The organism is Amycolatopsis sp. NPDC051102 (assembly GCF_040682815.1).
GTDB lineage: Bacteria > Actinomycetota > Actinomycetes > Mycobacteriales > Pseudonocardiaceae > Amycolatopsis.
On sequence record NZ_JBFBBT010000003.1, the window covers coordinates 726694 to 747946 of the forward strand.

Below are 21253 nucleotides of genomic sequence, written 5' to 3' on the forward strand. Positions count from 1 at the left end.
GCCTGACCGTACCGGCTTCAGCTGGTGATGTCCTTCCTGGCGAACCGGCGCCCGGCGAAGAGGAAGAACACCGTCCCGTAGATCGCCGCCGACAGCATCCCGCTCGCCAGGTTGGTCCAGTCGACGTCGGTCGAGATCAGATCCATCCAGGAGAACGCGTAGTGCGTCGGCAGGTAGTTCCGGAGTCCCTCCAGCGCCGTGATCTGGTCCAGGATCTGCGACAGGATCGCCGCCAGCACCGCGCCGCCGACCGCGCCGAGCGGGGCGTCGGTCAACACGCTCAGCGCCAGCGCGAGCCCGGCCACCCAGGCCAGCTGCAGGATGATGTACACAGTGGACAGTGCGATGGCGAGCAGGCTGTCGCCGAAGGACACCGCGTCGCCGGTCGGGCTGATCGCGTCGCCCGCGCCGTACCAGAGCACGCCGACGCCGAGCGACACCAGCGGCAGCAGCACCAGCGCGAACGCCGACAGCAGCCCGGACACGATCGCCTTCTGCCGCAGCACCCGCTGCCGCGGCACCGGCACGGCCAGCAGGTACTTCAGGCTCGACCACGACGCCTCGCTCGCGATCGTGTCGCCGAAGAACAGCGCGACGATCATCGGCAGCAGGAACGTCCCCGACACGAACAGCGCCAGCACGACGAAGTTCGGTGCGGACGCCGTGGCCAGGTCGACGAACCCGCCGCTGCGCCGGTTCGGGCTCGACTGCCCGAGCTGGAACGCGAGCACCAGGATGAACGGCAGGATCGCGACGAACCCGAGCAGGAACTGCGTGCGCCGCCGCTTGAGCTGGCGCCGCAGCTCGACGCCGAGCCGCAGTGTCCGCCGCGCCGAGTAGCCCTCGACCGCGCCGTCCGGCCCGACGCCGGCGTGCTCGGCCGACGCGATGTCGCTCAGCTCGTCGAGCGCGTGCGGATCGGTGTGCACACCCTCGGTGCTCATTTCGCCTCCGCGGGAGGAAGTACGTCGGCGGTCATGACTCATCTCCGACCAGTTGCAGGAACGCGTCTTCCAGCCGGCGCCGGGGCCCGGCCTGCTCGACCGCGACGCCGGCGCGCACCAGCGCGGCCACGCCTTCGGCCCGCGGCAGCTCGCCGAGGTTGGCGTGCACGAGCTCGCCCTCGACGTCGACGTCGGTGACCCCGCTCAGCGCCTTGAGCGCCGCGGCGGCCGCCGCCGGATCATCGACCCGGAACGTCGCCTCGCCGCCGGCCGCGGCCAGTTCGCCGACCTCGCCCGAGGCCACGAGCGAGCCGCGGTGCATGACCACGACGTGCGTGCAGGTCTGCTCGACCTCGGCCAGCAGGTGGCTGGACACCACCACCGTGCGGCCGGTCGCGGCGTACCGCTTCAGCACCTCGCGCATCTGGTGGATCTGGGGCGGGTCGAGCCCGTTGGTCGGTTCGTCGAGCACCATCAGCTCCGGCAGGCCGAGCATCGCCTGCGCGATCGCCAGCCGCTGCCGCATGCCCTGGCTGTAGGTCCGCACGCGGCGTTCGACGGCGTTGCCGAGCCCGGCGATTTCCAGCGCCTCCGCGAAGTGCGCCTTCTCGGCCGGCCGCCCGGTCGCCGCCCAGTACAGCTCGAGGTTCGCCCGCCCCGACAGGTGCGGCAGGAACCCGGAACCCTCGACGAACGAACCGATGCGCGAGAGCACCGGCGCGCCCGGGGTGATCTTGTGCCCGAAGACGCGGATGCTGCCCTCGGTCGGCGTGATCAGGCCCATCAGCATCCGCAGCGTGGTCGTCTTGCCGGCGCCGTTCGGCCCGAGCAGGCCGAGCACCTGGCCCGGCTCGACGCGGAACGACAGGTCCTTCACGGCGACGAACCCGCCCGCGTACTGCTTGCGCAGTCCCTCGATGACCAGCGGTGTGGTGGCCAGCTCGGGGTCGGCGTCGGTGGCGCGGCGGCGGCGCAGGGCCGCGAAGAGCACCGCGGCGAGGCCGATCGCCAGCGTCACGCCGATACCGATGAGCTGCCCGACCGGCGCCGGGGAGCCGACCGACGTCCCGGGCACGATCGGCACGGCCAGCGCGGTGCCGCCGGCGAGCCCGATGCGGAACACCGCGGGCGCGGCCGGGGCGGCGAACGCCTGGTCGGTGGTGCCGACGACGAGCCGCAGCGAGTGCCCGCCCTCGATCGGCCGGACGATGCCGGGCAGTGTCACGGTCACCTCGACCGGGGTGCCGTCGGCCGGCAGCCCGCTCACCCGGAACGGCGCGATGGCGTTGGCCGGCAGCACACGCGAGCCGTCCTGCCCGACGTCGTAGAGCTTCGCGAACAGCACCGCGTCCGGCTGCGGGTGCGCCGGGTCCGCGGCGACCTGCAGCCGCACGGTGGCCGACCCGCTGACGACGACCTGGCCGTCGAAGGCCGCCGTGGTGAACTGCGCGGCCTGGCCGGGCGGGTCGTTGCTGAACAGCGCGCCCAGCCGCGACGAGCTGCTCGCGACGCCGTTGAGGCCGGGGATCCCGCTGACCGCCGCCGGGTTCGCCCCCGCCGGGCGCACCACCGGCTGCGCGGGTCCGGCCAGCGCCAGCAGCCGCCGTTCGGTGGCCGGCCCGGTCAGCCCGGGGTAGGCGGCGGCGCTGACCGTGCGGACCGACGGGGTCCCGTTGGCGCGCAACGTGCCCTGGACGTCGTAGCTGAAGCCGGTGCCCGGGTCGCCGCCGTCCAGCGCCGTCTTCAGGAAGTCGCCGATCTTGGCGCGCAGCTGCGGTCCCGGCTTGCCGCCGTCGTGGCCGCCGGTGTACCAGATCGTCCGGACCTTGCCGCCCGCCGCGGTGATCTGCCGGGCGGTCGCGTCGGACTGGTCGAGGCCGAACAGCGTGTCGCTCTCGCCCTGCACCAGCAGCGTCGGCACGGTGATCTTGTTCGTCACGGACGCGGGGGAGACGCGGCGCAGCAGGTCGACGCTCGCCTGGCTGAGCTGCCCGGTGGTGCCGAGCTCGGTGTAGGCGCGGCAGACCGCGGCGGTGAACCGGCCGCACGGGTCGGCGGCCCCGCCACGCGGCCCGCCGGCCCCCGGCGGCGCGGCGGGAAGGGCGGCGCCGCCGGCACCGGCCCCGGTGGATCCGGTGTCGGTCTCCTGTCCGGCTTCGGGTGCTTCGGCGGACGGCGAGCCGCTCGCGGCGGCGCCGGACCCGGCCGAGAAGAAGATGCCGGCCCAGCTCTTCTTGAACACGCCGTCGGCCGCGAAGGCGCCGGCCGCCGGGGTGCCCGTCGACGGCGGCGCCGGTGCGGCGGCGTTCGGGATCAGGCCCTGCGCGAGGTCGTTGTAGGTGATCATCGGCGCGATCGCGTCGACGCGCTTGTCCGTGCCCGCCAGCAGCAGCGCGAGCGCGCCGCCGTAGGAGGCACCGGTGACGGCGACCTTCGGGTCGCCCTTCGCGTCGAGGGTCACCTGGTGCTGCGCGACGAGCCGGTCGATCAGCCGGCTCGCGTCGGCGACCTCGCCGTCCGGGTCGTCGAGCCCGATCTTGCCGGTGCTCTTGCCGAAGCCGCGCGCGGACCACGTCATCACGACGAAGCCCTTGCGCGCGAGCTCGCGGGCGTCGTCGGCGACGCTGGTCTTGTCCCCGCCGAAGCCGTGCGCGAGCAGGACGGCCGGCGCGGGCACGGTGGCGGGGAGGTAGGTGGTCGTGTCGATCTTGACCTGCTCGGCCGAGCCGGGCGCGGCGGGCATGTCGATCAGCGCGTCCTGGGCGGGCACGGCGGGCGGGGCCGTGTCGCGCGTCGCCCAGAGGACGGTGGCGGCGGCGAGCACCACCACGACGGCGCCGAGCGCCGTGAGCCGGGCGCGGCGGGTGCGCGGGAGCGGGAGTCGGGGCACGACGTGACCGTATGTGAAGTTTCCTGAGAGTGTCCTCACCGGCTCACGGTGATCACACGCGATCGACCACCTGGTGGACCGAAGTGACCGGAATTACAGGACCAACCCGGTGACGTGCGCGATCCCGGCTGGCGCTCGGGTGGGGGAACCGGCAAACTGGACACGCTGTGAGGGGAGTATTCCTTCGCGGCGGTGTCGTCAGCACGGTGGCCCAGCGCCCCCGGCACCGTCGGCCGGTGGTTCCACCGGCGGAAGAGACCTCCGGTTAGTTGCTCATGCGCACTATCCGGAGGTTCGAGTTCCATGACTGTCCCCCTGTGGCTGTGGATCGCCACGATCGGTGGCCTGCTCGCGCTGATCGCGCTGGACCTGGTGATCGTCGACCGCAAGCCGCACGAAGTGACCACGGGGGAAGCCGCTCGCTGGGTGATCTTCTACGTCTCGTGCGCGATCGTCTTCGGCATCGGGGTGTGGGTCTTCGCCGGCCACGACCCGGGCGTCGAGTTCTTCACCGGGTACATCACCGAGTACTCGCTGAGCGTCGACAACCTGTTCATCTTCATGATCATCATGGGGTCGTTCAAGGTGCCCGCCATCCACCAGCACCGCGTGCTGCTGGTCGGCATCCTGCTCGCGCTCGCCATGCGCAGCGTCTTCATCGCCATCGGCGCCGCGCTGATCGCCCAGTTCGTCTGGGTGTTCTTCCTGTTCGGCGCGGTGCTGATCTGGACCGCGATCAGCATGTTGCGCGGCAAGGGCGAGGAAGCGGAGTACCACGAGAACGCCGTCACCAAGCAGGTCCGCCGGTTCGCCCCGGTGACCGACGACTACCACGGCCACCACTACACGGTGAAGATCAACGGCAAGCGGATGATGACGCCGATGCTGCTGGTGATCGTGGCCATCGGCTCGGCCGACCTGCTGTTCGCGGTCGACTCGATCCCGGCGATCTTCGGCATCACGCAGGAGGCGTTCCTCGTCTTCACCGCCAACGCGTTCGCGCTGATGGGCCTGCGGCAGCTGTACTTCCTGCTCGGCGGCCTGGTGACCAAGCTCGTCTACCTCAGCTACGGCCTCGCGGTGATCCTCGCCTTCATCGGGGCGAAGCTGTTCCTGCACGCGCTGCACGAGTACCACGTCGTGCCCGACTGGCTGGACATCAACAACTGGGTCTCCCTCGGCGTGATCGTCGTCGTGCTGTCGGTGACCACGGTGGCCAGCCTGGCCAAGGCCCGGCGCGACGAGCGGAAGCAGGTCATCGCGTGAGACCTCGCGAAACTCGTTCGCACCGCTAAGGAATTCGGGTACGGTCGGGAAGTGCGTCCTGCCGACATCGAAGACCTCGTCACTCCCGGCCGTCCCGCCCTGCGCGGGAACCTGCTGCTCACCGCGCTGAAGAAGCCGGATCTGAAGGCGAACGCCGCGCTCGGCGCGGTGCGGCGCGTGTCGCTCGACGGCGGTGAGGCCGCGTGGACCCACGGTCCGCGCGACTCCGCCCCGGCGATCTCCCCGGACGGGCGCTGGGTGGCGTTCCTCCGCGCGGGTGAGGGCAAGGGCGCGGACGGCAGCCCGCAGCTGCACGTGATGGCGTCGGCCGGCGGGGAGGCCCGCCGGCTGACGTCGCTGCACCTCGGGGCGGGCGAGCCGGTGTGGGCGCCGGACTCGCGGCGGATCGCGTTCACCGCCCGCGTGCCCGAAGCGGGCCGCTACGGCACGCCGGACGCCGACGGCGAGACGCCGGAGCCGGCCGCCGAGGCCCCGCGCCGGATCACGCGGATGGACTACCGGCTCGACGACGTCGGGTTCGTCCGGGACCGCATGCAGCGGCTGTTCGTCGTCGACGCCGTCGGGGCCCTCGACCAGGAGGAGCTCGCCGACCCCGAGCCGCTGACCGGCGACGGGTTCGACGCGGCCCACCCGGTGTGGACACCGGACAGCACCCGCGTGGTCTTCACCGCGCCGCCGGACTGGGGCGCGGCCGAAAGCGACTCGCGCGACATCTGCGCGATCCCCGCCGAGGGCGGCGAGCCTTCGGTCGTCGTGCGTTGCGACGGCTATGCGGAGCGGCCGGCCTTCGGCCCCGACGGCACGCTGTTCTATTTCGGACAGTCCTTCGAGGACCACCACGAAGCCGCCCCCACGGGGCTTTACGCGGCGACGCCCGAATTCGGCGCCGGCCCGGTGGCAGGCCGCCGGCTCACCGACGCCGAGACGGTGGACTGCGAGGCCGCGGCGGGCCCGCCTGTCCCGCGCGGGGACGACGTCCTGGTGGCGGTCCGCAACCGCGGCGCCGTGGAGCTGCGCGCGGTCGCGGCCGGCGCTGCCGAGGCCCCGCTGGCCGACCTGCCGGTGGTCTACGCGGACCGGGCCGTGGTCCGGTCGTTCGCCCTGGACGGCTCGGTGCTGGTGGCCGTGATCGCGACGCCGTCGACGCCGGGCGAGGTCGTGCTGCTCGGCGACGGTGGCCCGCGGGTGCTCACCGACTACTCGAAGCCGTTGCGGGACAAGGGCATCCGCCCGGTGCTCGAGCTGGAGACGACCGCGCCGGACGGCTACCCGGTGCACGGCTGGCTGGTGCTGCCCGAGGGCGACGGCCCGCACCCGGTGCTGCGCGTGGTCCACGGCGGCCCGTTCACCCAGCAGGACTGGGCGCTGTTCGACGAGGCCCAGGTGTACGCGTCGGCGGGCTACGCGGTGGTGGTCGGCAACCCCCGCGGCTCGGCGGGCTACGGCCAGGCGCACGGCCACGCGATCACCCACGCCTTCGGCACGGTCGACGTCGACGACGTCCTGGCGCTGCTCGACAAGGCGCTCGAGCGCCCGGACCTCGACGCTTCCCGCGTCGGCATCATGGGCGGTTCGTACGGCGGGTTCATGACGAGCTGGCTGGCCGCCCACCACGGCGAGCGGTTCAAGGCGGCGTGGAGCGAGCGCGCAGTCAACGCGTGGGACTCGATGCTCGGCAGCTCCGACATCGGCTACATGTTCGTCGACGCCTACATCGGCTCGTCGCCGGAGGTCCAGCGGGACCGCTCGCCGCTGTCGTACGCGGCGCAGATCGAGATCCCGTTCGCGGTCGTGCATTCGGAGCAGGACTGGCGCTGCCCGCTGGAGCAGGCGGAGCGGATGTTCGTGGCCCTGCGCCGCGCGGGCGCGCCCGCGGAAATGCTGGTGTTCCCCGGCGAAGGCCACGAGCTGAGCCGGTCCGGCCGCCCGCGGCACCGCGTCCAGCGCTTCGAAGCGATCCTCGAGTGGTGGTCGCGGCATCTGTGACCCTTGGTCTGGCGGCGTATGCGGCCAGGCGGCAGCTGGTCCGATCTGCGGCTCTTGGCCGCCGTCGGGACGAGCATCGGGTTCAACGCGGCCCGCGCGGCCGCGACCCACGTCGTCGACGGCCCCGATCTGCGGGCGATCATCCCCGTGCCGGCGGCTCAGTTCAGCAGCGTGTAGTTCAGCTCTTCGCAGACGCGGCCCAGGGGGACGTCCAGGCCCGGGTGGTCCAGCGGCAGCAGCACGTCCGGCGCGATGGGCAGCGCGGCGCCCGCCGGCGGGTCCCACAGGCAGATCGCGGGGTCGCCGGAGTCCATCGAGGAGCGGTACCAGAGGCCGTCGAGGTCGCTGAACGCGCCGCGGATCGCGCGGGCCCACGCCTGGGTAAGTTTCTTCGGGCCGCTGGAAATTTCCTGGGACGCGCCGACTCGCGTCGGCCAGAGACCGGTCAGGTCGAGCAGGCGCAGCGTGCGCGTCGGGCGGACGACGACGAGCCGGGGGCCGCGGGTGCGGCGGTCGACCGTCGAGCTCGTCTGGAACACCTCGGCGACCGACGTGCGCACGGTGAGGCCGAAGTACAGGACGCCGTTCGCGGGATCGGTGACCGGGGCGCCGCCGCGGCCGGGCGACTGCTGGTCGAACCGCCCGTGCGGGAGCGGGCCGGTGTAGCGGAACGAGTTCCACTGCTGGGGGTGGTTGCCGTGCGCGGTGAAGATCCGGACGAGCCTGGTCGCGGGCTGGACCGTCACCACGTCGTCGGCGCGGTTCAGCTGCCGGACCAGGACGGATCGGGCGGGCGGCAGCGGGAGCCGGGCCATGGGTCGGGGGTGGTCCGTCCTTGTCGGTGATCTTGCTCGGGAAGGTCCAGCCTAGAGTGGCGTGCCGAGCGTGGCGATGAGGCGGGCGACGTGGTCCGGGTCACCACCGGAGAGAAGCCATTGGCGCGGGGTCGCCGCGTGCTCGTTGATGACCAGGTCGGCCTGCGGCGTGCTCATGAAAGCGGCGACGACGAGCGCGGGCTGGTCTTCGGGCAACGCCTTCAGCACGACCTCGAGGCCGGGGAGCACCCCGGAGCCGGCGAACTGCCAGGCGGGCAGCCGCCAGCCGCCGTCTTTCCACCCGGTCAGCCGCCCTTCCTTGAGGCGGTGCCGGATCCGGCTGTCGTCGACCCCGAGCGCCTTGGCGGCTTCGTTGACGCTGAGCGCGCCTTCGGCGAGCACGGCATGGGCGGCGACGGTCCGCGCCCGGAAGTCGGGTTCGTCTTCCCGCCGCGGCGACAGGTCGAGGCCGACATCGGCGAGCGCGGCCCGCTGATCGGCCGAGAAGTAGTGCGACGGATCGGGGTTCGGTGGAGAGAGTCTGCGCGCCGCGTCTTCGACGAGTGTGAGGAACTCGTTCGCGTCGACCTTGAGGCCCGCCTTGGCGAGGATGTTCTCCAGCGCTACAGACATGTGGCTCAGGTTAACCCGAAACAGCGCGCGTGTGCGGGTTCGTGCGGTTTCTTGCCCTGTCTGTGGGTGAATTCACCAGAGATCGACACTTACGGCACATCACTCAACACGTTGAGTGAGCAACTTCCGGTCAGTGTCCCCGGAAGAGGGGCGGTTGTCCAGCCCCGGGGCCGGCTTGACAGTGGTTGTCGGCGCACCTAGGTTGCCGGTGAGTAAACGATTTCCGCTCCGTGCTCACAGGATCCGGCGCTCGGCGCCGGTGATGGGGGACACAGGGGGTGGGGCGTGCCTGGGGGGCCCGGCACGAGCCGGCCCCCTGGGCACGTCGCTCTGCCGGGTGACCGACTGCCTAGGCGCGCGAGCGGACCCTCTGGGTGCGCGGGCCGACTGTCTGGGTGCTCGGGCCGACCCGTGGCGTGCGCAAGTCGCCTCTCTGGATGCGTGAGCCGGCCAACCGGGTGGTCGGCCCCTGGTCTCAGCGCCGGGAGCTCTTCCGGACGATCAGGCGGGCCTCCAGCGTCGTGGTCGTCGCGTCCCGGCTGCTGTCGGAGATCCGGGCCAAGAGGAGCTGCGCTGCCACCCGGCCGACCTCGTACGCCGGTTGGGCGACCACCGTCAGCGGAGGGTCGATCAGCGTGGTCCACGGTGCGTCGTCGAACGAGACGATGCCCACGTCGCGGCCGGGACGCAGGCCGCGGGCCGACAGGGCCTCCAGGACCCCGATCGCCATCGTGCTGTTCGCGACCAGGAGCGCGTCCGGCGGCGATGGCTCGTCGAGCAGCTCCAGTGCGGCCAATCGCGCCCCCTCCGCGCGGTACTCCGCCCGGCGGGACAGAACGTTCTCTTCGCCGACCACGTCCGCGTAGCCCGCCAGGCGGTCGTCGGCCGTTCGGACGCCCGCCGGGCCCGTCAAGCAGCCCACGCGTTCGTAGCCGCCGTCGAGCAGGTGGCGCGTGGCCTCGGCCGCCGCGTGGCGTGTGTCGACCAGGACCTGGTCGCCGGCCGCCGCGGGCAGTGGCCGGTCCACCGCCACCAGGGGAGTGCCCTGGCGGTGCAGGCCTTCGACGTTCGTCGAGCGGCCCGTGGGGGACAGCACCACCCCGGCGACCCGCTCCTGCAGCGCGACCTCGATGTAGCGCCGCTCCTTGTCCTCGTTCTCGTCGGAGTTGCAGAGGACCACCGAATACCTCGACCGCTGCGCGAGATCCTCGACGCCGCGCGCGATGGCCGTGAAGAACGGGTTCTCGACGTCGGAGATGATCAGCGCGAGCACTGCCGTCTCCTGACGGCGGAGGTTCCGGGCCAGCCCGTTCGGGTGGTAGCCGAGCTCGGCGGCCGCCTCCTGGACGCGGGCGGCCAGGGTGGGGTCCACAGTGGACTTCCCGTTGAGCGCGCGCGACACGGTCGCCGTGGAGACGCCGGCCCTGGCCGCGACGTCGCTGATGGTGGCCACACGTCCTCCCTGATCACTCGTCGAGGGGGAGGATAGCGCTCTTGGTAGTCGTTTACCGTCCGCTTACCTTTTCGGGTGAACGGCCACTTCCGGTTGTCCGTGCGGGTTACGCCGAACGGAGTCGATCACGCACGGCAACGTCCACAGTGGAGGGAAGGCGGAAGTAGGCGCGCGGCGTGAGACCGGTCAGCGCCCGGCAGTCCCGGCTGAGGTGCGCCTGATCGGCATACCCCGCGGCGGCGGCCAGCGCGGCCAAGCCGGGCGTGTGCGGCGCCAGCGCGACGGCGCGTTGGAACCGGCTGACGCGGAGGTAGGTGGCCGGACCGTAGCCCACCGCTTGGACGAACCGCCGCCGCAGCCGCCGTTCGCTCACCGCCACCGACGCGGCGGGATCTTCGACCCGTTCGACCTCCGGCCGGGCTTCACCGGACCGCGCAAGGACGGCCGCCGCCTCGGTGACGCGGGCCGCGCCCGCGTCCAGCCGGGCGATCAACGCCGTCACCGCCGCGTCGGGCGGTGGCACCTCCGCCATCCGCGACGCCACCGCGTCCGCCCACGACCACTCCCCGGCCAGCAGCCGCTCCGCCGCCAGCGCCCCCGGCCGGCCCCACACCTCGCCCAAGGGCACCCGGCGGTCCCGCAGCTCGTCCGCCGCCACGCCCAGGACCGCCGCCGCGTGGCCCGGGTGGAAGCGGATGCCGCTCAGCTTCGCTTCCGGCGTCGTCACCGATGACCACGCCGTTGTGTCCGGACCGGCCACGAACACCTCGCCGTCGCCGGCGACCAGGTCCACGCAGCCGTCCGGGACGATCCGCTTCGGTCCCTCCGAAGCCGATCGCCACACGCACCGCGCCACGTCCCGCAGCCGCCCCGGCGGCGCCGCCTCCTCGTACACCCCTCGATCATGGCACCCGGATCCGACAGAAACGGCACCGCTCGCGGACCCCCGACCGGGTGAATGCCGAACTTCTTGCGACGACCGGCTAACACACCGTCAGGTCACGGCGAGATATAGATCGACGCACTCGACGGAAGTGCGCGGGACGAGAGAAGACCTCTCCATGGGTGTTCCCACCGCGATCCGGCCCCAGCGCGACTGCGCCGGGCGGGCTCGGTCGACCGGCAGCTTCGTCGTCGTCCTCGGGGTGCTCGCCGCGGCCTTCGCGGTGACGTCCTACGTCCTGCCCCGGTCCGCGCGGGGCCCCGCCGGGGAAGAGCCCGCCACCGCGCCGGTCGCCCCCGCCGCCGTCCGCACCGTCAGCCACACCGTCGTCTACGAGCTGCTCGGCGCGCACGGCGCCCGCAACGTCACCTTCGCCGCCGCCGGCTCGGCGCTGACCCAGCACGCCGAGGTCGCGACGCCGTGGTCGACGCAGTTCACCCGGGTCGGGCCCGCCGGCCGCACCGAGTTCTACAGCATCGCCGCCCGGAACCCCGGGCCCGGCGCCCTGCGCTGCCGGATCGTCGTCGACGGTGTCGTCGTCGCCGAAAAGACCGAGACCGGATCGGACCGCCTCTTCAGCTGCGCCGTCTAGGCGGCAGGATCGGCGGCGTGAACGCCGCGATCACCTTCGGACCCGCCCTGGTGGCCGTCCTGGTCCTGCTCGCCGTCGCCGGCGCGGCCGTCGTGCAGGCCGGTGGCCTCGGCCCGGGACGCGCCGTCCTGATCGCCGCCGTGCGGGCGGTCGCCCAGCTCGCCGTCGTGTCGCTGGTGATCACCGCCGTCCTGCGCTCGGCCCCGCTCACCGGCGTCTTCGTGCTCTTGATGTTCGGCATCGCCGCGGTGACGTCGGCGCGGCGCGTCGGCACGCGCCGGAACCTCCCGTGGACGGCGCTGGCCATCGCCGCCGGGGTGGTGCCCGTGCTCGCGCTGGTCCTCGGTGCCGGGGTCGTCCCGCCGAAGCCGATCGCCGTCGTGCCGATCGCCGGGATCGTGATCGGCGGCGCGATGACCGCGACCTCGCAGGCCGCCGGCCGGGCCCTCGACGAGCTGAAGGCGCGCCACGGCGAGTACGAAGCCGCCCTCGCGCTGGGGTTCCTGCCGCGGCCGGCCGCGCTGGAGATCTGCCGCCCGTCCGCCGGGCACGCGCTGATCCCCGCGCTCGACCAGACCCGCACGGTCGGCCTGGTGACGCTCCCCGGCGCCTACGTCGGCGTGCTGCTCGGCGGCGCCGGGCCGGTGCAGGCCGGGCTGACGCAGGTGCTCGTGCTGATCGGGCTGCTCGCCGCGGAGGCCGTCTCGGTCCTGGTGACCGTGCAGCTCGTCGCGGCCGGGAAGCTCAGCCGAGCGGCGCAGCCAGGTGCGCGGTGTCGTTGAAGCGCCGCACGATCCAGGTGTCGCCCTGCAGCACCAGGTGCGAGATCGACCCGTTGTCGGCGCCGAGGAACGCGAACCGCTCGACCGAGCGGCTGGCTTGCGCGAACACCTCGCCGATCACGCCGCCGTGGGTGAACACCGCCACCCGCTGGTCCGGGTGCGCGGCCGCGATGCGGGTCAGCGCCGCCCGCAGCCGGGCGCCGAACGCCTCGTCGGACTCCGCGCCCGGGATCACGTCCCAGCGCTGCTCGGTCCACAGCCGGTCGACGATCGGGTGGCCGTCGGCCGTGTACTTCCGGAACAGGCCGTTCTCCCAGTCGCCGAGGTGGATCTCGCGCAGGTCCGGCTCGACGACCGGGATCAGCCCCAGCTTCTCCGCCAGCGGCGCGGCGGTCTGCACCGTGCGGCGCAGCGTCGTCACGTAGATCGCGTCGATCCGCTCGCCGGCCAGCCGCTCGCCGACGCGCCGGGCGTGGTCGCGGCCGTCCGGGGCGAGGTCCGGGTCGGCCTGGCCGTCGACGAGCTCGAACGGGTCGTCGCCGCGGGCCGGGGCGGATTCGCCGTGCCGGACCAGGAAGATCTCCGTCGAACCCGGCGGCGGGCTGAAGCGGTGCTGGCGGTATTCGATCTCCTGCTCGGGCGTGCTCATGGCCCCGACCCTAGCCCAGCTGCTTGTCCACGAAACACCATCGCCACGTCTCGCCCGGCTCGAAGCTGCGCATGACGGGGTGCCGCGACTCGTGGAAGTGCTGAGTGGCGTGGCGCCGGGGCGAGGAGTCGCAGCAGGCGACGTTGCCGCACTTCAGGCACATGCGCAGGTGCACCCAGGTCGTGCCCTCTTCGATGCAGGCGGCGCACGTGTCCGGCGAGCTGGGATCGCGCTCGACCCACTCGTGGGCCAGGTGCTTGCACGAGCCGGCCGTCGCGGCCGGGGTGCGCAGCTCGCGGCCCTCCACGTCGGGTTCTTCCTCGTCGCGGTCGAGCATGGACTCTTCGATGTCGAGCCGCTCGAGGACCTTGCGCAGGACGTCGTCGTCGGCGCTGCCGCTGGCCCGGGCCTTGAGGAACTGGTCGCGTTCGACCTCCAGCAGCGCCAGCCGCAGCCGGCGGTAGGCGTCGCTCGGCGTCTCGGCCAGCGCGCTCTGCCTGCCGAGCTGCTCCCACGCCGAGTCGGCGCGGTGCTGCAGCCGGTCGCGCAGGCGCTGGATGATCTCCGGCGGGTCGTCGTCCGTCCGGATCTCGTCGAGCTTGGCCAGCGCGGCCCGGGTCATGTCGTGCAGGACGGCCGCCTCCTGCAGCGCGTCCTCCGCGGGGTCCGGCCGCGGCAGGCGCAGCCGCCGGATCAGCGGCGGCAGCGTCATGCCCTGGACGGCCAGGGTGCCGGCCACGACGACGAACGCCGCGAGCACCAGCACGGCCCGCTGCGGGGTGTCGGCGGGCAGCACGAACGCGGCCGCGAGCGTGACCACCCCGCGCATGCCCGCCCACGCGATGACGGCCGAGTAGCGCCACGGCCAGATCTTCGCCTTGACCTTCCCCGGCAGGATGCGCCGCTTGACGCGCTTCACCGTGCCGATGCCGATCAGGTACAGCACCCGGGTGAGGATGGTCGCGCCCAGCACGGCGACGCAGATCCAGGTCAGCGTGATCAGCGACAGCCCGCTCTCGCCGACCTCGGCCAGGATCCGCCGCAGCTGCAGGCCGATCAGCAGGAAGACCATGTTCTCCAGCAGGAACTGGATGGTCTGCCAGTTCAGCCGGGACGCCAGCCGGGTCGAACCGGAGAGGATCTGCGGCGCCTTGTGGCCGAGGATGAGCCCGGCGATCACCACCGCGAGCACGCCGGAGCCGTGGATGGCCTCGGCCGGGATGTAGGCGATGAACGGCACGGCGAACGACAGCGCGGTGTCGAGCACCGGCTCGTCCATCCGGGCGCGGATGAACGCGGCCACGAACCCGACGACCAGGCCGACCACCGCCCCGCCGATGGCCGCGCGGAAGAAGTCGGCGCCGACCTGCCAGAGGCTGACCGAGCCGGCCAGCGCGGCGATGGCGGTGCGGAGGGCGACCAGCGCGGCCGCGTCGTTGAAGAGGCTCTCGCCTTCGAGCAGCCGGATCAGCTTGCGGGGCATGCCGACCCGGCGGGCCACGACGCTGGCCGCGACCGCGTCCGGCGGCGCCACCACCGCGCCGAGCGCGATGCCGCCGGCCAGCGGGAGCCCGGGGATCACCGCCCAGGCCACCAGGCCGACGCCGAGCGCGGTGAACACGACGAGCCCCACCGACATCAGGCCGATCGCGCCGCGGTTCTTCCGGAAGTCGACCAGGGACGTCTGGATGGCCGCCGAGTACAGCAGCGGGGGCAGCAGGCCCAGCAGCACGACCTCGGGGTCGAGGTGGACCTCGGGCACACCGGGGACGTACGAGCCGGCGACGCCGACGACGATCAGGCACAGCGGAGCGGACCAGTCCAGCCGCCGCGCCACCGCGCTGACGACGAGGACCGTCACGACCAGCGCCACTATCTCTGCCGCTATGTGCACGGGGTAATCATCACCCGGCCGTCGCGGCGGGCGTCACCGGGCCAGTTCCGGGAGCACCTCCGCGACCAGCTGGGTGTCCATGTACTCGGTGATCTCGCGGATCCGGCCGTCTTCCACCCGGAACACGAAGCAGTACTTGTTGTCGTAGCGGGCCCCGGCCTTGGTGGCGACGCTGCCCTGCGTCTCGACCACGACGACGTCGTCCTCGGCGACGAACCGGCTCGCCGTGCTCGTGTAGGTGCCGTCGAACTGCTCGCCGAGCGGGCCCAGCAGGTCGCGGCGGACGGAGTCCTTGCCGCTGAAGCGGCCGGACCAGCTGTTGTGCCCGCTGACGGTCCACGTGACGTCGTCGGCCATGGCGGCGATCAGCGGCCGGATGTCCCCGGTCGCCCAGGCGTCGAACACCGTCTTCAGGAGCTGCTTGTTTTCGGACGCGCTCATGGTCCCCTCCCGGTGTGTGCGCTCCAGTCAACACGCTGGAGCGCACTCCAGCGCAAGCTCCTAGGCTGGGTTCGTGACGACGGTGGAGATCGGGGCCGGTGCCCTGCGCGGGTCCGGGCGGGACGGAGTCAGGACGTTCCTCGGGGTGCCGTACGCCGAGCCGCCGGTGGGGGAGCTGCGGTTCCGCGCACCCCGGCCGGTGCCGCCGTGGCGCGGCGAACGCGACGCGACGAAGTGGGCGCCACGGGCACCGCAGCCCGAGCTGACCGGGCGCGGCTTCACCGGTGACGAGGACTGCCTCTACTTGAACGTCTACGCGCCCGCGGAGCCCGGTTCGTACCCGGTGCTCGTGTGGATCCACGGCGGCGGCGGCGTGACGGGTGCGCCGCACCAGTTCGACGCGTCCGCGTTCGCCCGCCGCGGCGTGGTCGTCGTGACCGTCGCCTACCGGCTCGGTGTGCTCGGGATGCTGCACCTGCCCGGGGTCGCCGACTCGAACCTGTCCCTGCGCGACCAGGTCGCCGCGCTGGCGTGGGTGCGGGACGACATCGGCGCGTTCGGCGGCGACCCGGGCCGCGTCACCCTCGCTGGGCAGTCCAACGGCGGCCGGACCGTCGGGACGCTGCTGGCCGTGCCCGCCACCCGCGGCCTGGTCCACCGGGCGATCGTGCAGAGCGGCACCGGCGTCGGCTCGCTCGTGCACACCGCGGCCGAAGGCGCGGCGGTCGCCGAAGCGGTCCTCGCGGAGCTGGACGCTTCGCCGGACGAGCTGGCGACGCTGCCGGTGACGCGGATCCTCCAGGCGCAGCAACGGGTTTCGGCGAAGTCCGGGACCAAGGTGACCTACCGCGTGGTCGTCGGCGACGAGCTGCTGCCGCACCGCCCGCTCGACGGCGTCCACGACGTCCCCTTGCTGATCGGCACGACCGCCGACGAAGAGGACCTGTTCAGCTGGCTGCAGTCGGGTGGCGCGAAGCTCCTGGGCGTCGGCTCGACGATGCTGACCGCCGACGAGATCGAGAAGGCCGTCGCGGTCTACACCGAGCTGCTCGACTGGCCCGAGGACCAGATCCGCAACCGCGCGCTGACGGCCGGGGACTGGTGGATCCCGGCGATCCGGTTCGCCGAAGCGCATTCGGACGCCTGGATGTACCGGTTGGACTGGCGGATCGCCCCGCGCGGCAGGGGACTCGGCGCGGCGCACGGCCTCGACCTGCCGCTGGTGTTCGACGACATCCGCAACCGCAACTGGCGGTTCCTCTTCGCCGGGCGCCCGTTCCCCGCGGAGCGGATGCAGGCGGTGGCGACGGAGATGTTCGGCGCCTGGGTCCGGTTCGTGACGACCGGCGACCCGGGCTGGCCGCGCTACACCACGGCGGACCGCGTCACCCGGCTCTTCGACGACGTCTCGGCGACGGTGTCCGATCCGGACCGCGAGCAGCGCCTGCTCTGGGACTGAGCCGGGGCGGCGCGGTACCGCCCCGGCTCGGACCTAGACGGTGATCTTGTCGACGTTCGGGCCGCCGTTGGCGGTCGTCGCGGTCGCCTTGATCTTGTTCGTTCCCGCGGTCAGCGTCACCGAGATCGTGACCGTCTGCCACGTGTCCCAGTTGCCCGTGCCGCCGAACGCCACCGCCGACGCCACCTTCGTGCCGTTGACCGTGATGTCCATCGGGCGGTTCGCCGTCGTGCCGTTCGCGAAACGCAGGACGACGTTCGCCGGTCCTGCCGCGGCCGCGTCGACGGAGAACTCCACCGCGCTGCCGGTCGCGTTGTCGTAGTTGACGAACCCGGTGCCGGTGAAGCCGGTGTGGTTGGACTCCGCGACGCCGCCTGCGATGGTGGCGTCCTCGGCCTGGTAGTCCACCGGGTTGCCCGGGCCGGGGTCGACCGTGCCGTCCGCCGGGATCGTCTTCGTCCCGGTGTTCCAGCCCGCGATCCGCACGGACGGCTTGGCGCCCTTGAGGTCCGCGGTCCGGTACGTCGCCGTCAGCGTCGCCGACTCGCCTGGCCAGAGGCTGACCTGGTTGTCGGTCCAGCGCACCGGCAGCACCGGCGCGCCCGCCGCGCCGACCACGTGCGCGTCGACGAAGAACGCCGGCACCTTGCCGGACGCCGGGTTCGTCAGCGTCACCTTGGTGGTCGTGGTGCCGTCGCCGTTGGTCGTCGTCGTGGCGGTCGACCCGAGCGACACCTGGGCCAGGCCGTTCAGCCCGGACAGGTCGGCGTACGACGTCGTCGGCGTGTAGTACCAGTCGCTGTTGCCCCAGTCCAGGGTGTCGGCCTTGGTGGACAGCCAGTACACGTTCCGGCTGACCTCCTTGCCCGACGAGTCGGTGAGCACCAGCTTCGCCAGGTACGTCGTCGACAGCCCGCTCACCGAACCGATGGTCAGCGCGGTCGTCTTCGCGCCGTCACCGCCCACCGACACGGCCTTGGACTGGGTGAACTTCTCCGTCCCGTCGAGGTTGTACAGCTTCACGGACGCGGTGAGGCCCGACGCCGCGTCGTGGTTGTGGTTGACCACCACGACCGACTTCGTGTCGTACGAGTACTGGATGTGCAGCGGCTCGTTCGCCTTCTTGGCCCCGAAGTAGGAGCCGTTCTGGTCGAGGTAGGTGTCGAACAGCTGCCAGTGCAGCGACGTCCAGCCGCTGTTGAGCATCCAGTAGATGATCCCGGTCGACGGGTTCGAGCCGTCGCTGAAGTTGCGCGAGTGCGACTCGAACTCGGCGCGGACGTTCTCGTACTGCGCCAGCTGCGCCTTGCGGACGAAGTCGTCCAGGCTCGCCGGCTTGCCGTAGCGGCCGGTGAGCGCGTCGCCGAACAGCTTGAGGTTGGCGAACGTCGAGGACGACGACCGGTGGTACTGCGCGGCGGACGGGTTCTTCCACAGCGTGTCGAGCTCGCTCGAGGACATCATCCGCTTGAGCGTGTCCATCGTCGGGATGTCCGGCCCGGCGCTGGTTTCGGAGTTGAAGCCCCACGCGCCGCCGAGGTCGCTGTGCGCCTTGTCGTACCAGTAGTTCGGCGGGACGTAGTCGTACGGCCCGTTCATCTTCATCCCGGACGACCCCAGCTGCGGCGACGACTTCGCCGACGCGGCCGGGACCACCGGCGTCGCCCAGTCCGCGGCCGACAGCGCGTCGAGGTAGTTCTTCTCGATCGTCGCGTCGGGGGCGAAGTCACTGCCGATGAGGAAGGAGATGACGCTCGGGTGGTCGCGCAGCCGCTCGGCCTCCGCGGTCATCGACGCCTTCGCGACCGGGTAGTCCGCGGACGTCCACGGGTCACCCTTCTCGTCGCCGTTGACCTGGCCCTCCCACTTGTCGCAGCACTCCCAGCCGGGCAGCGTCAGCACGCCCATCCGGTCGGCGAGGTCGAAGAACTCGTCCGGCTCGATGTGCCCCTCCAGGCGCACGGTGTTGAGCCCGAGGTCCTTGACGTAGGCGAGCTTGTCCGCCGCGTATTGGGCGTTCCAGCGCAGGAACAGGTCCGGTGAGTAGCCGCCGCCCTTGATCAGCAGCGGGCGCCCGTTGATCGTGTACGCCCGGCCGCCGCTCGAGTTCTTGTTCGCCGTCACCGTGCGGACGCCGAAGCTCGAGTGCGAGGTGTCCGACGCCGTCCCGCCGACGGCCGCGGTCAGGTCGAGGTCGTAGAGCGGCTGGCCGCCCATCCCGGCCGGCCACCAGACCTGCGGGTTGTCGATCCCGACCACGCCGAAGGTGACGGTCTTCTTCTCCTTGGCGGCCAGATTCACGGTCTGGCTGATGGCCTTGCCGGCGACCGTGCCGGAGACCGTCGTGGACACCGCGGCCGCGGAGTCGTTGCGGACGTCGGCCTTCACCGTCAGGTCGGCGTGGGTCAGCCCGGTCAGCTTCGTGACGACGTGGCCGCCGCGCAGCGCCACCGGGCCGCTGCGCCGGACGAGGACGTCCCGCACGATGCCCATGTTCTGGTCCGGCGGGGTCTGCGCCCAGTCGATCCAGCCCATCGACAGGTCCTTGTTCGGGTCGTTCGGGTAGACCTTGAACGCGATGCTGTTCGTGCCGGCCTTCACCTGCGCGGTGATGTCCAGGTCGTGGCGGGTGTAGGCGCCGGTGACCTGGGTCTTGTCGGCGACGCGCGTCCCGTTGACCCAGACGTCGGCCTTCGACAGCACGCCGCTGAAGTCGAGGTACGTGCGCTGGGTGGTGTCGGCGACGGTGAGGTCGGTGCGGTACCACCACGGGACCTGGAAGTCCGCGGTGGGCACGTTCTTCATGTTCGTCGAGTAGAACGGGTCGGCGTACTTGCCGTTGGCCAGCAGGCCGGCGTAGACGGTCGAACGCGGGCCGACGGGGTACCAGCCGGACGTGTTGTACCCCGGCTTCGACACGGCGGAGTCGTCGCTGACCTGCGCTGACGTCTGGATCAGGAAGCCGGGGACGGCGGTGGCCGGGGCCGCGGCGGCGACGACGGCGTGCGCGGGCTCCTGGCCGGTGGCCGACGCGACGGTCACCCCGCTCACCGCGACGGCCAGCGAGGCCGCCAGGAGTAGTGTCCGGGTTTTTCTCTGCCGATAGCTCACTAGCGCGCCTCCTAGGCACCCACGGCGGCGGGGGACAGCGGACCATCGTTAGGGAACTTTCCTAACAATTGCGACGATCGTAGCGGCCCGGTCACGTCGGGAACAGGGGCCGTTTCGTCAGACCCGGGCGGCTTGCCACGCGGCGGCGGCGCGCAGGGCCAGCAGGAGCGGCAGGGAACCGTCCTCCCAGAGCCGTTGCGGGAGTGCCTCGCTGAGCGGGACACCGCCGGCCAGCGCGGCGCCGATCGCGGCGAGGTCGACGTCGAAGAGCGTCAGCCCGGCGCTGTAGAGCCGTTCGCCGCTGTCCGGGCGGCGCCGCGTGACCTCGGCGCTGTCGACGGCCAGCCGGGTCAGCCCGAAGAACTCGGGCTTGGCGCCGCGCTCCATCCAGCGCGCGAACCCGACCACCTTCGTCTCGCGGACGTCCGCGGGCTCGAGCCCGCTTTCCTCGCACAGCTCGCGTTCCATCCCGGCGCGGACGGCGGTGTGCAGCAGCCGCCGAGGCCCGCCGTCGGGTGTGCGCAGATCGCGGGGCTCCAGAGAGCCGCTGCCCGACGGCGCGAGCAGCAGCCCGCTCACGGAGTTCAGCGGCGACTGCCGGACGGTGACCAGCTTGCCGTCGGTGGTGAACGCGACCGTGGAGACGCCGACGAGGTCGGCCAGCGTGCTGCTGCCGAGCGCCCGCAGCGCGCCGGCGGTGTCGGTGAGCTCGGCCTTGCGCAGGTCGTACTCTTCGCCGGTGTCCACGCGCGTGATGCGCAGTGCGGCGAGCTCGTTCGAGCAGACGGCGTCGAAGAACCGGGCCCGGTGCAGCCGGATCGGCGCGGGCCGGGCCCCGGCGGCGGGCAGCGGGTCGCCGCGCATGCCGACGATCGGCCCGTTGAACAGCAGCCGGCCGCGGGCCCGCAGCGGCAGCACGTGCGGCGCGGTCGCCTTCAGCGCCGGGGGCAGCCGGTAGGACTCCTCGGCGACGTCGATCGTGTGTTGTTCCGTCCACAGGTCCCGGTCGATCGCGGCGCTGACCAGTGCCGTCCCGCGGGCAGGCACGGCGAGGTAGGCCGATTCCGGGTAGGCCGACGGCGGCGGCAGCTCGGCGGTCGGGAAGGGCGCGGCGATGGTGGTGAACTCGAACCCGGCCCAGCGGCGGCGCAGCAGCCGGACGTCCCGGGTGAACGTGGCGACGCCCAGCCCGAGCGCGACGACGGAGAGCACCACGCCGACGGCGCTCGGCAGGATGGTGACGGCGCCGAGCACGACACCCAGCCCGGACGCGGCGAGCGGCCACTCCCGCGCGCCGACGAAACCGAGGTAGTCCGCCTTCGCCCGGGCGCGGCGCGTCAGTTTTCCCATCGCCGCACTGTTTAGCACGAAGGG

General features: G+C 72.3%; 17 protein-coding genes. 6 read left to right on the top strand and 11 right to left on the bottom strand.

From position 1 onward, the window contains the following. Positions 1–17: 17 nt before the first annotated feature. On the bottom strand, positions 18–944 hold the full coding sequence (locus AB0M93_RS14005; RefSeq protein ID WP_364272617.1) for an ABC transporter permease subunit: 927 nt from the start codon (positions 942–944) through the stop codon (positions 18–20). Positions 945–975: 31 nt separating this feature from the next. Then, entirely contained in the window at positions 976–3834 is a 2859-nt protein-coding gene (locus AB0M93_RS14010; RefSeq protein WP_364272620.1) for an alpha/beta fold hydrolase, read from the bottom strand. Between the two features lie 303 nt (positions 3835–4137). Here AB0M93_RS14010 and AB0M93_RS14015 point away from each other — a divergent pair, with 303 nt between their 5' ends. Genes AB0M93_RS14015 through AB0M93_RS14025 form a run of 3 tightly spaced genes read left to right on the top strand, consistent with a single transcriptional unit; the run spans position 4138 to position 7284 of the window. After that, entirely contained in the window at positions 4138–5100 is a 963-nt protein-coding gene (locus tag AB0M93_RS14015) for a TerC family protein (RefSeq protein ID WP_364272623.1), read from the top strand. Positions 5101–5151: 51 nt separating this feature from the next. Then, entirely contained in the window at positions 5152–7107 is a 1956-nt protein-coding gene (locus AB0M93_RS14020) for a S9 family peptidase (protein ID WP_364272625.1), read from the top strand. Between the two features lie 18 nt (positions 7108–7125). Beyond that, on the top strand, positions 7126–7284 hold the full coding sequence (locus tag AB0M93_RS14025) for a hypothetical protein (RefSeq protein ID WP_364272628.1): 159 nt from the start codon (positions 7126–7128) through the stop codon (positions 7282–7284). Here the strand turns inward: AB0M93_RS14025 and AB0M93_RS14030 are convergent. From AB0M93_RS14030 to AB0M93_RS14045, 4 genes are all read right to left on the bottom strand, one after another. Beyond that, complete coding sequence (locus AB0M93_RS14030; RefSeq protein ID WP_004558748.1) at positions 7266–7922, bottom strand: RES family NAD+ phosphorylase; 657 nt, start codon at positions 7920–7922, stop codon at positions 7266–7268. The two genes, AB0M93_RS14025 and AB0M93_RS14030, sit on opposite strands and share 19 nt — an antisense overlap. Positions 7923–7973: 51 nt before the next feature. Beyond that, a complete protein-coding gene (locus tag AB0M93_RS14035; protein WP_364272631.1) occupies positions 7974–8555 on the bottom strand; it encodes a DNA-binding protein in 582 nt (193 codons plus the stop codon). A gap of 475 nt (positions 8556–9030) precedes the next feature. Then, on the bottom strand, positions 9031–10008 hold the full coding sequence (locus AB0M93_RS14040) for a LacI family DNA-binding transcriptional regulator (RefSeq protein WP_364272634.1): 978 nt from the start codon (positions 10006–10008) through the stop codon (positions 9031–9033). 106 nt (positions 10009–10114) lie between these two features. Further along, entirely contained in the window at positions 10115–10903 is a 789-nt protein-coding gene (locus AB0M93_RS14045; RefSeq protein WP_364272637.1) for a helix-turn-helix domain-containing protein, read from the bottom strand. 166 nt (positions 10904–11069) lie between these two features. Between AB0M93_RS14045 and AB0M93_RS14050 the strand changes: the two genes are divergently transcribed. Both AB0M93_RS14050 and AB0M93_RS14055 read left to right on the top strand, forming a co-directional pair. Beyond that, positions 11070–11543 carry an MmpS family transport accessory protein gene (locus AB0M93_RS14050; RefSeq protein ID WP_364272640.1) on the top strand — a complete coding sequence of 158 codons (474 nt, stop codon included), beginning with the start codon at positions 11070–11072 and terminating at the stop codon, positions 11541–11543. A 17-nt stretch (positions 11544–11560) separates the two neighbouring features. Further along, entirely contained in the window at positions 11561–12325 is a 765-nt protein-coding gene (locus AB0M93_RS14055) for an ABC transporter permease (RefSeq protein WP_364272643.1), read from the top strand. Here AB0M93_RS14055 and AB0M93_RS14060 read toward each other — a convergent pair. From AB0M93_RS14060 to AB0M93_RS14070, 3 genes are read right to left on the bottom strand one after another with little or no spacing between them, the layout of a single operon-like run. After that, positions 12288–12974, bottom strand: coding sequence for a histidine phosphatase family protein (locus tag AB0M93_RS14060; protein ID WP_364272646.1), 687 nt, complete (start codon positions 12972–12974; stop codon positions 12288–12290). The two genes, AB0M93_RS14055 and AB0M93_RS14060, sit on opposite strands and share 38 nt — an antisense overlap. A gap of 10 nt (positions 12975–12984) precedes the next feature. After that, positions 12985–14868 (bottom strand): Na+/H+ antiporter, encoded by a 1884-nt coding sequence (locus AB0M93_RS14065; protein WP_364272649.1) that lies wholly within the window; start codon positions 14866–14868, stop codon positions 12985–12987. Between the two features lie 33 nt (positions 14869–14901). Further along, positions 14902–15309, bottom strand: coding sequence for a nuclear transport factor 2 family protein (locus AB0M93_RS14070; protein ID WP_364272652.1), 408 nt, complete (start codon positions 15307–15309; stop codon positions 14902–14904). 73 nt (positions 15310–15382) lie between these two features. Here AB0M93_RS14070 and AB0M93_RS14075 point away from each other — a divergent pair, with 73 nt between their 5' ends. Beyond that, positions 15383–16768: a carboxylesterase family protein gene (locus tag AB0M93_RS14075; protein WP_364272655.1), complete on the top strand. Its 1386-nt coding sequence runs from the start codon at positions 15383–15385 to the stop codon at positions 16766–16768. 33 nt (positions 16769–16801) lie between these two features. Here the strand turns inward: AB0M93_RS14075 and AB0M93_RS14080 are convergent, their stop codons facing one another. Together AB0M93_RS14080 and AB0M93_RS14085 are read right to left on the bottom strand one after the other, a co-directional pair. Further along, positions 16802–19879: a carbohydrate-binding protein gene (locus AB0M93_RS14080; RefSeq protein ID WP_364272658.1), complete on the bottom strand. Its 3078-nt coding sequence runs from the start codon at positions 19877–19879 to the stop codon at positions 16802–16804. Between the two features lie 117 nt (positions 19880–19996). Further along, positions 19997–21229 carry a hypothetical protein gene (locus AB0M93_RS14085; protein ID WP_364272661.1) on the bottom strand — a complete coding sequence of 411 codons (1233 nt, stop codon included), beginning with the start codon at positions 21227–21229 and terminating at the stop codon, positions 19997–19999. Between the last annotated feature and the right edge of the window lie 24 nt (positions 21230–21253).

Coding starts and splice junctions, on each gene's coding strand:
- AB0M93_RS14005 (WP_364272617.1), bottom strand. CDS start 944: ATGAGCACCGAGGGTGTGCACACCGATCCGCACGCGCTCGACGAGCTG.
- AB0M93_RS14015 (WP_364272623.1), top strand. CDS start 4,138: ATGACTGTCCCCCTGTGGCTGTGGATCGCCACGATCGGTGGCCTGCTC.
- AB0M93_RS14025 (WP_364272628.1), top strand. CDS start 7,126: ATGCGGCCAGGCGGCAGCTGGTCCGATCTGCGGCTCTTGGCCGCCGTC.
- AB0M93_RS14030 (WP_004558748.1), bottom strand. CDS start 7,922: ATGGCCCGGCTCCCGCTGCCGCCCGCCCGATCCGTCCTGGTCCGGCAG.
- AB0M93_RS14035 (WP_364272631.1), bottom strand. CDS start 8,555: ATGTCTGTAGCGCTGGAGAACATCCTCGCCAAGGCGGGCCTCAAGGTC.
- AB0M93_RS14050 (WP_364272640.1), top strand. CDS start 11,070: ATGGGTGTTCCCACCGCGATCCGGCCCCAGCGCGACTGCGCCGGGCGG.
- AB0M93_RS14060 (WP_364272646.1), bottom strand. CDS start 12,974: ATGAGCACGCCCGAGCAGGAGATCGAATACCGCCAGCACCGCTTCAGC.
- AB0M93_RS14070 (WP_364272652.1), bottom strand. CDS start 15,309: ATGAGCGCGTCCGAAAACAAGCAGCTCCTGAAGACGGTGTTCGACGCC.
- AB0M93_RS14085 (WP_364272661.1), bottom strand. CDS start 21,229: ATGGGAAAACTGACGCGCCGCGCCCGGGCGAAGGCGGACTACCTCGGT.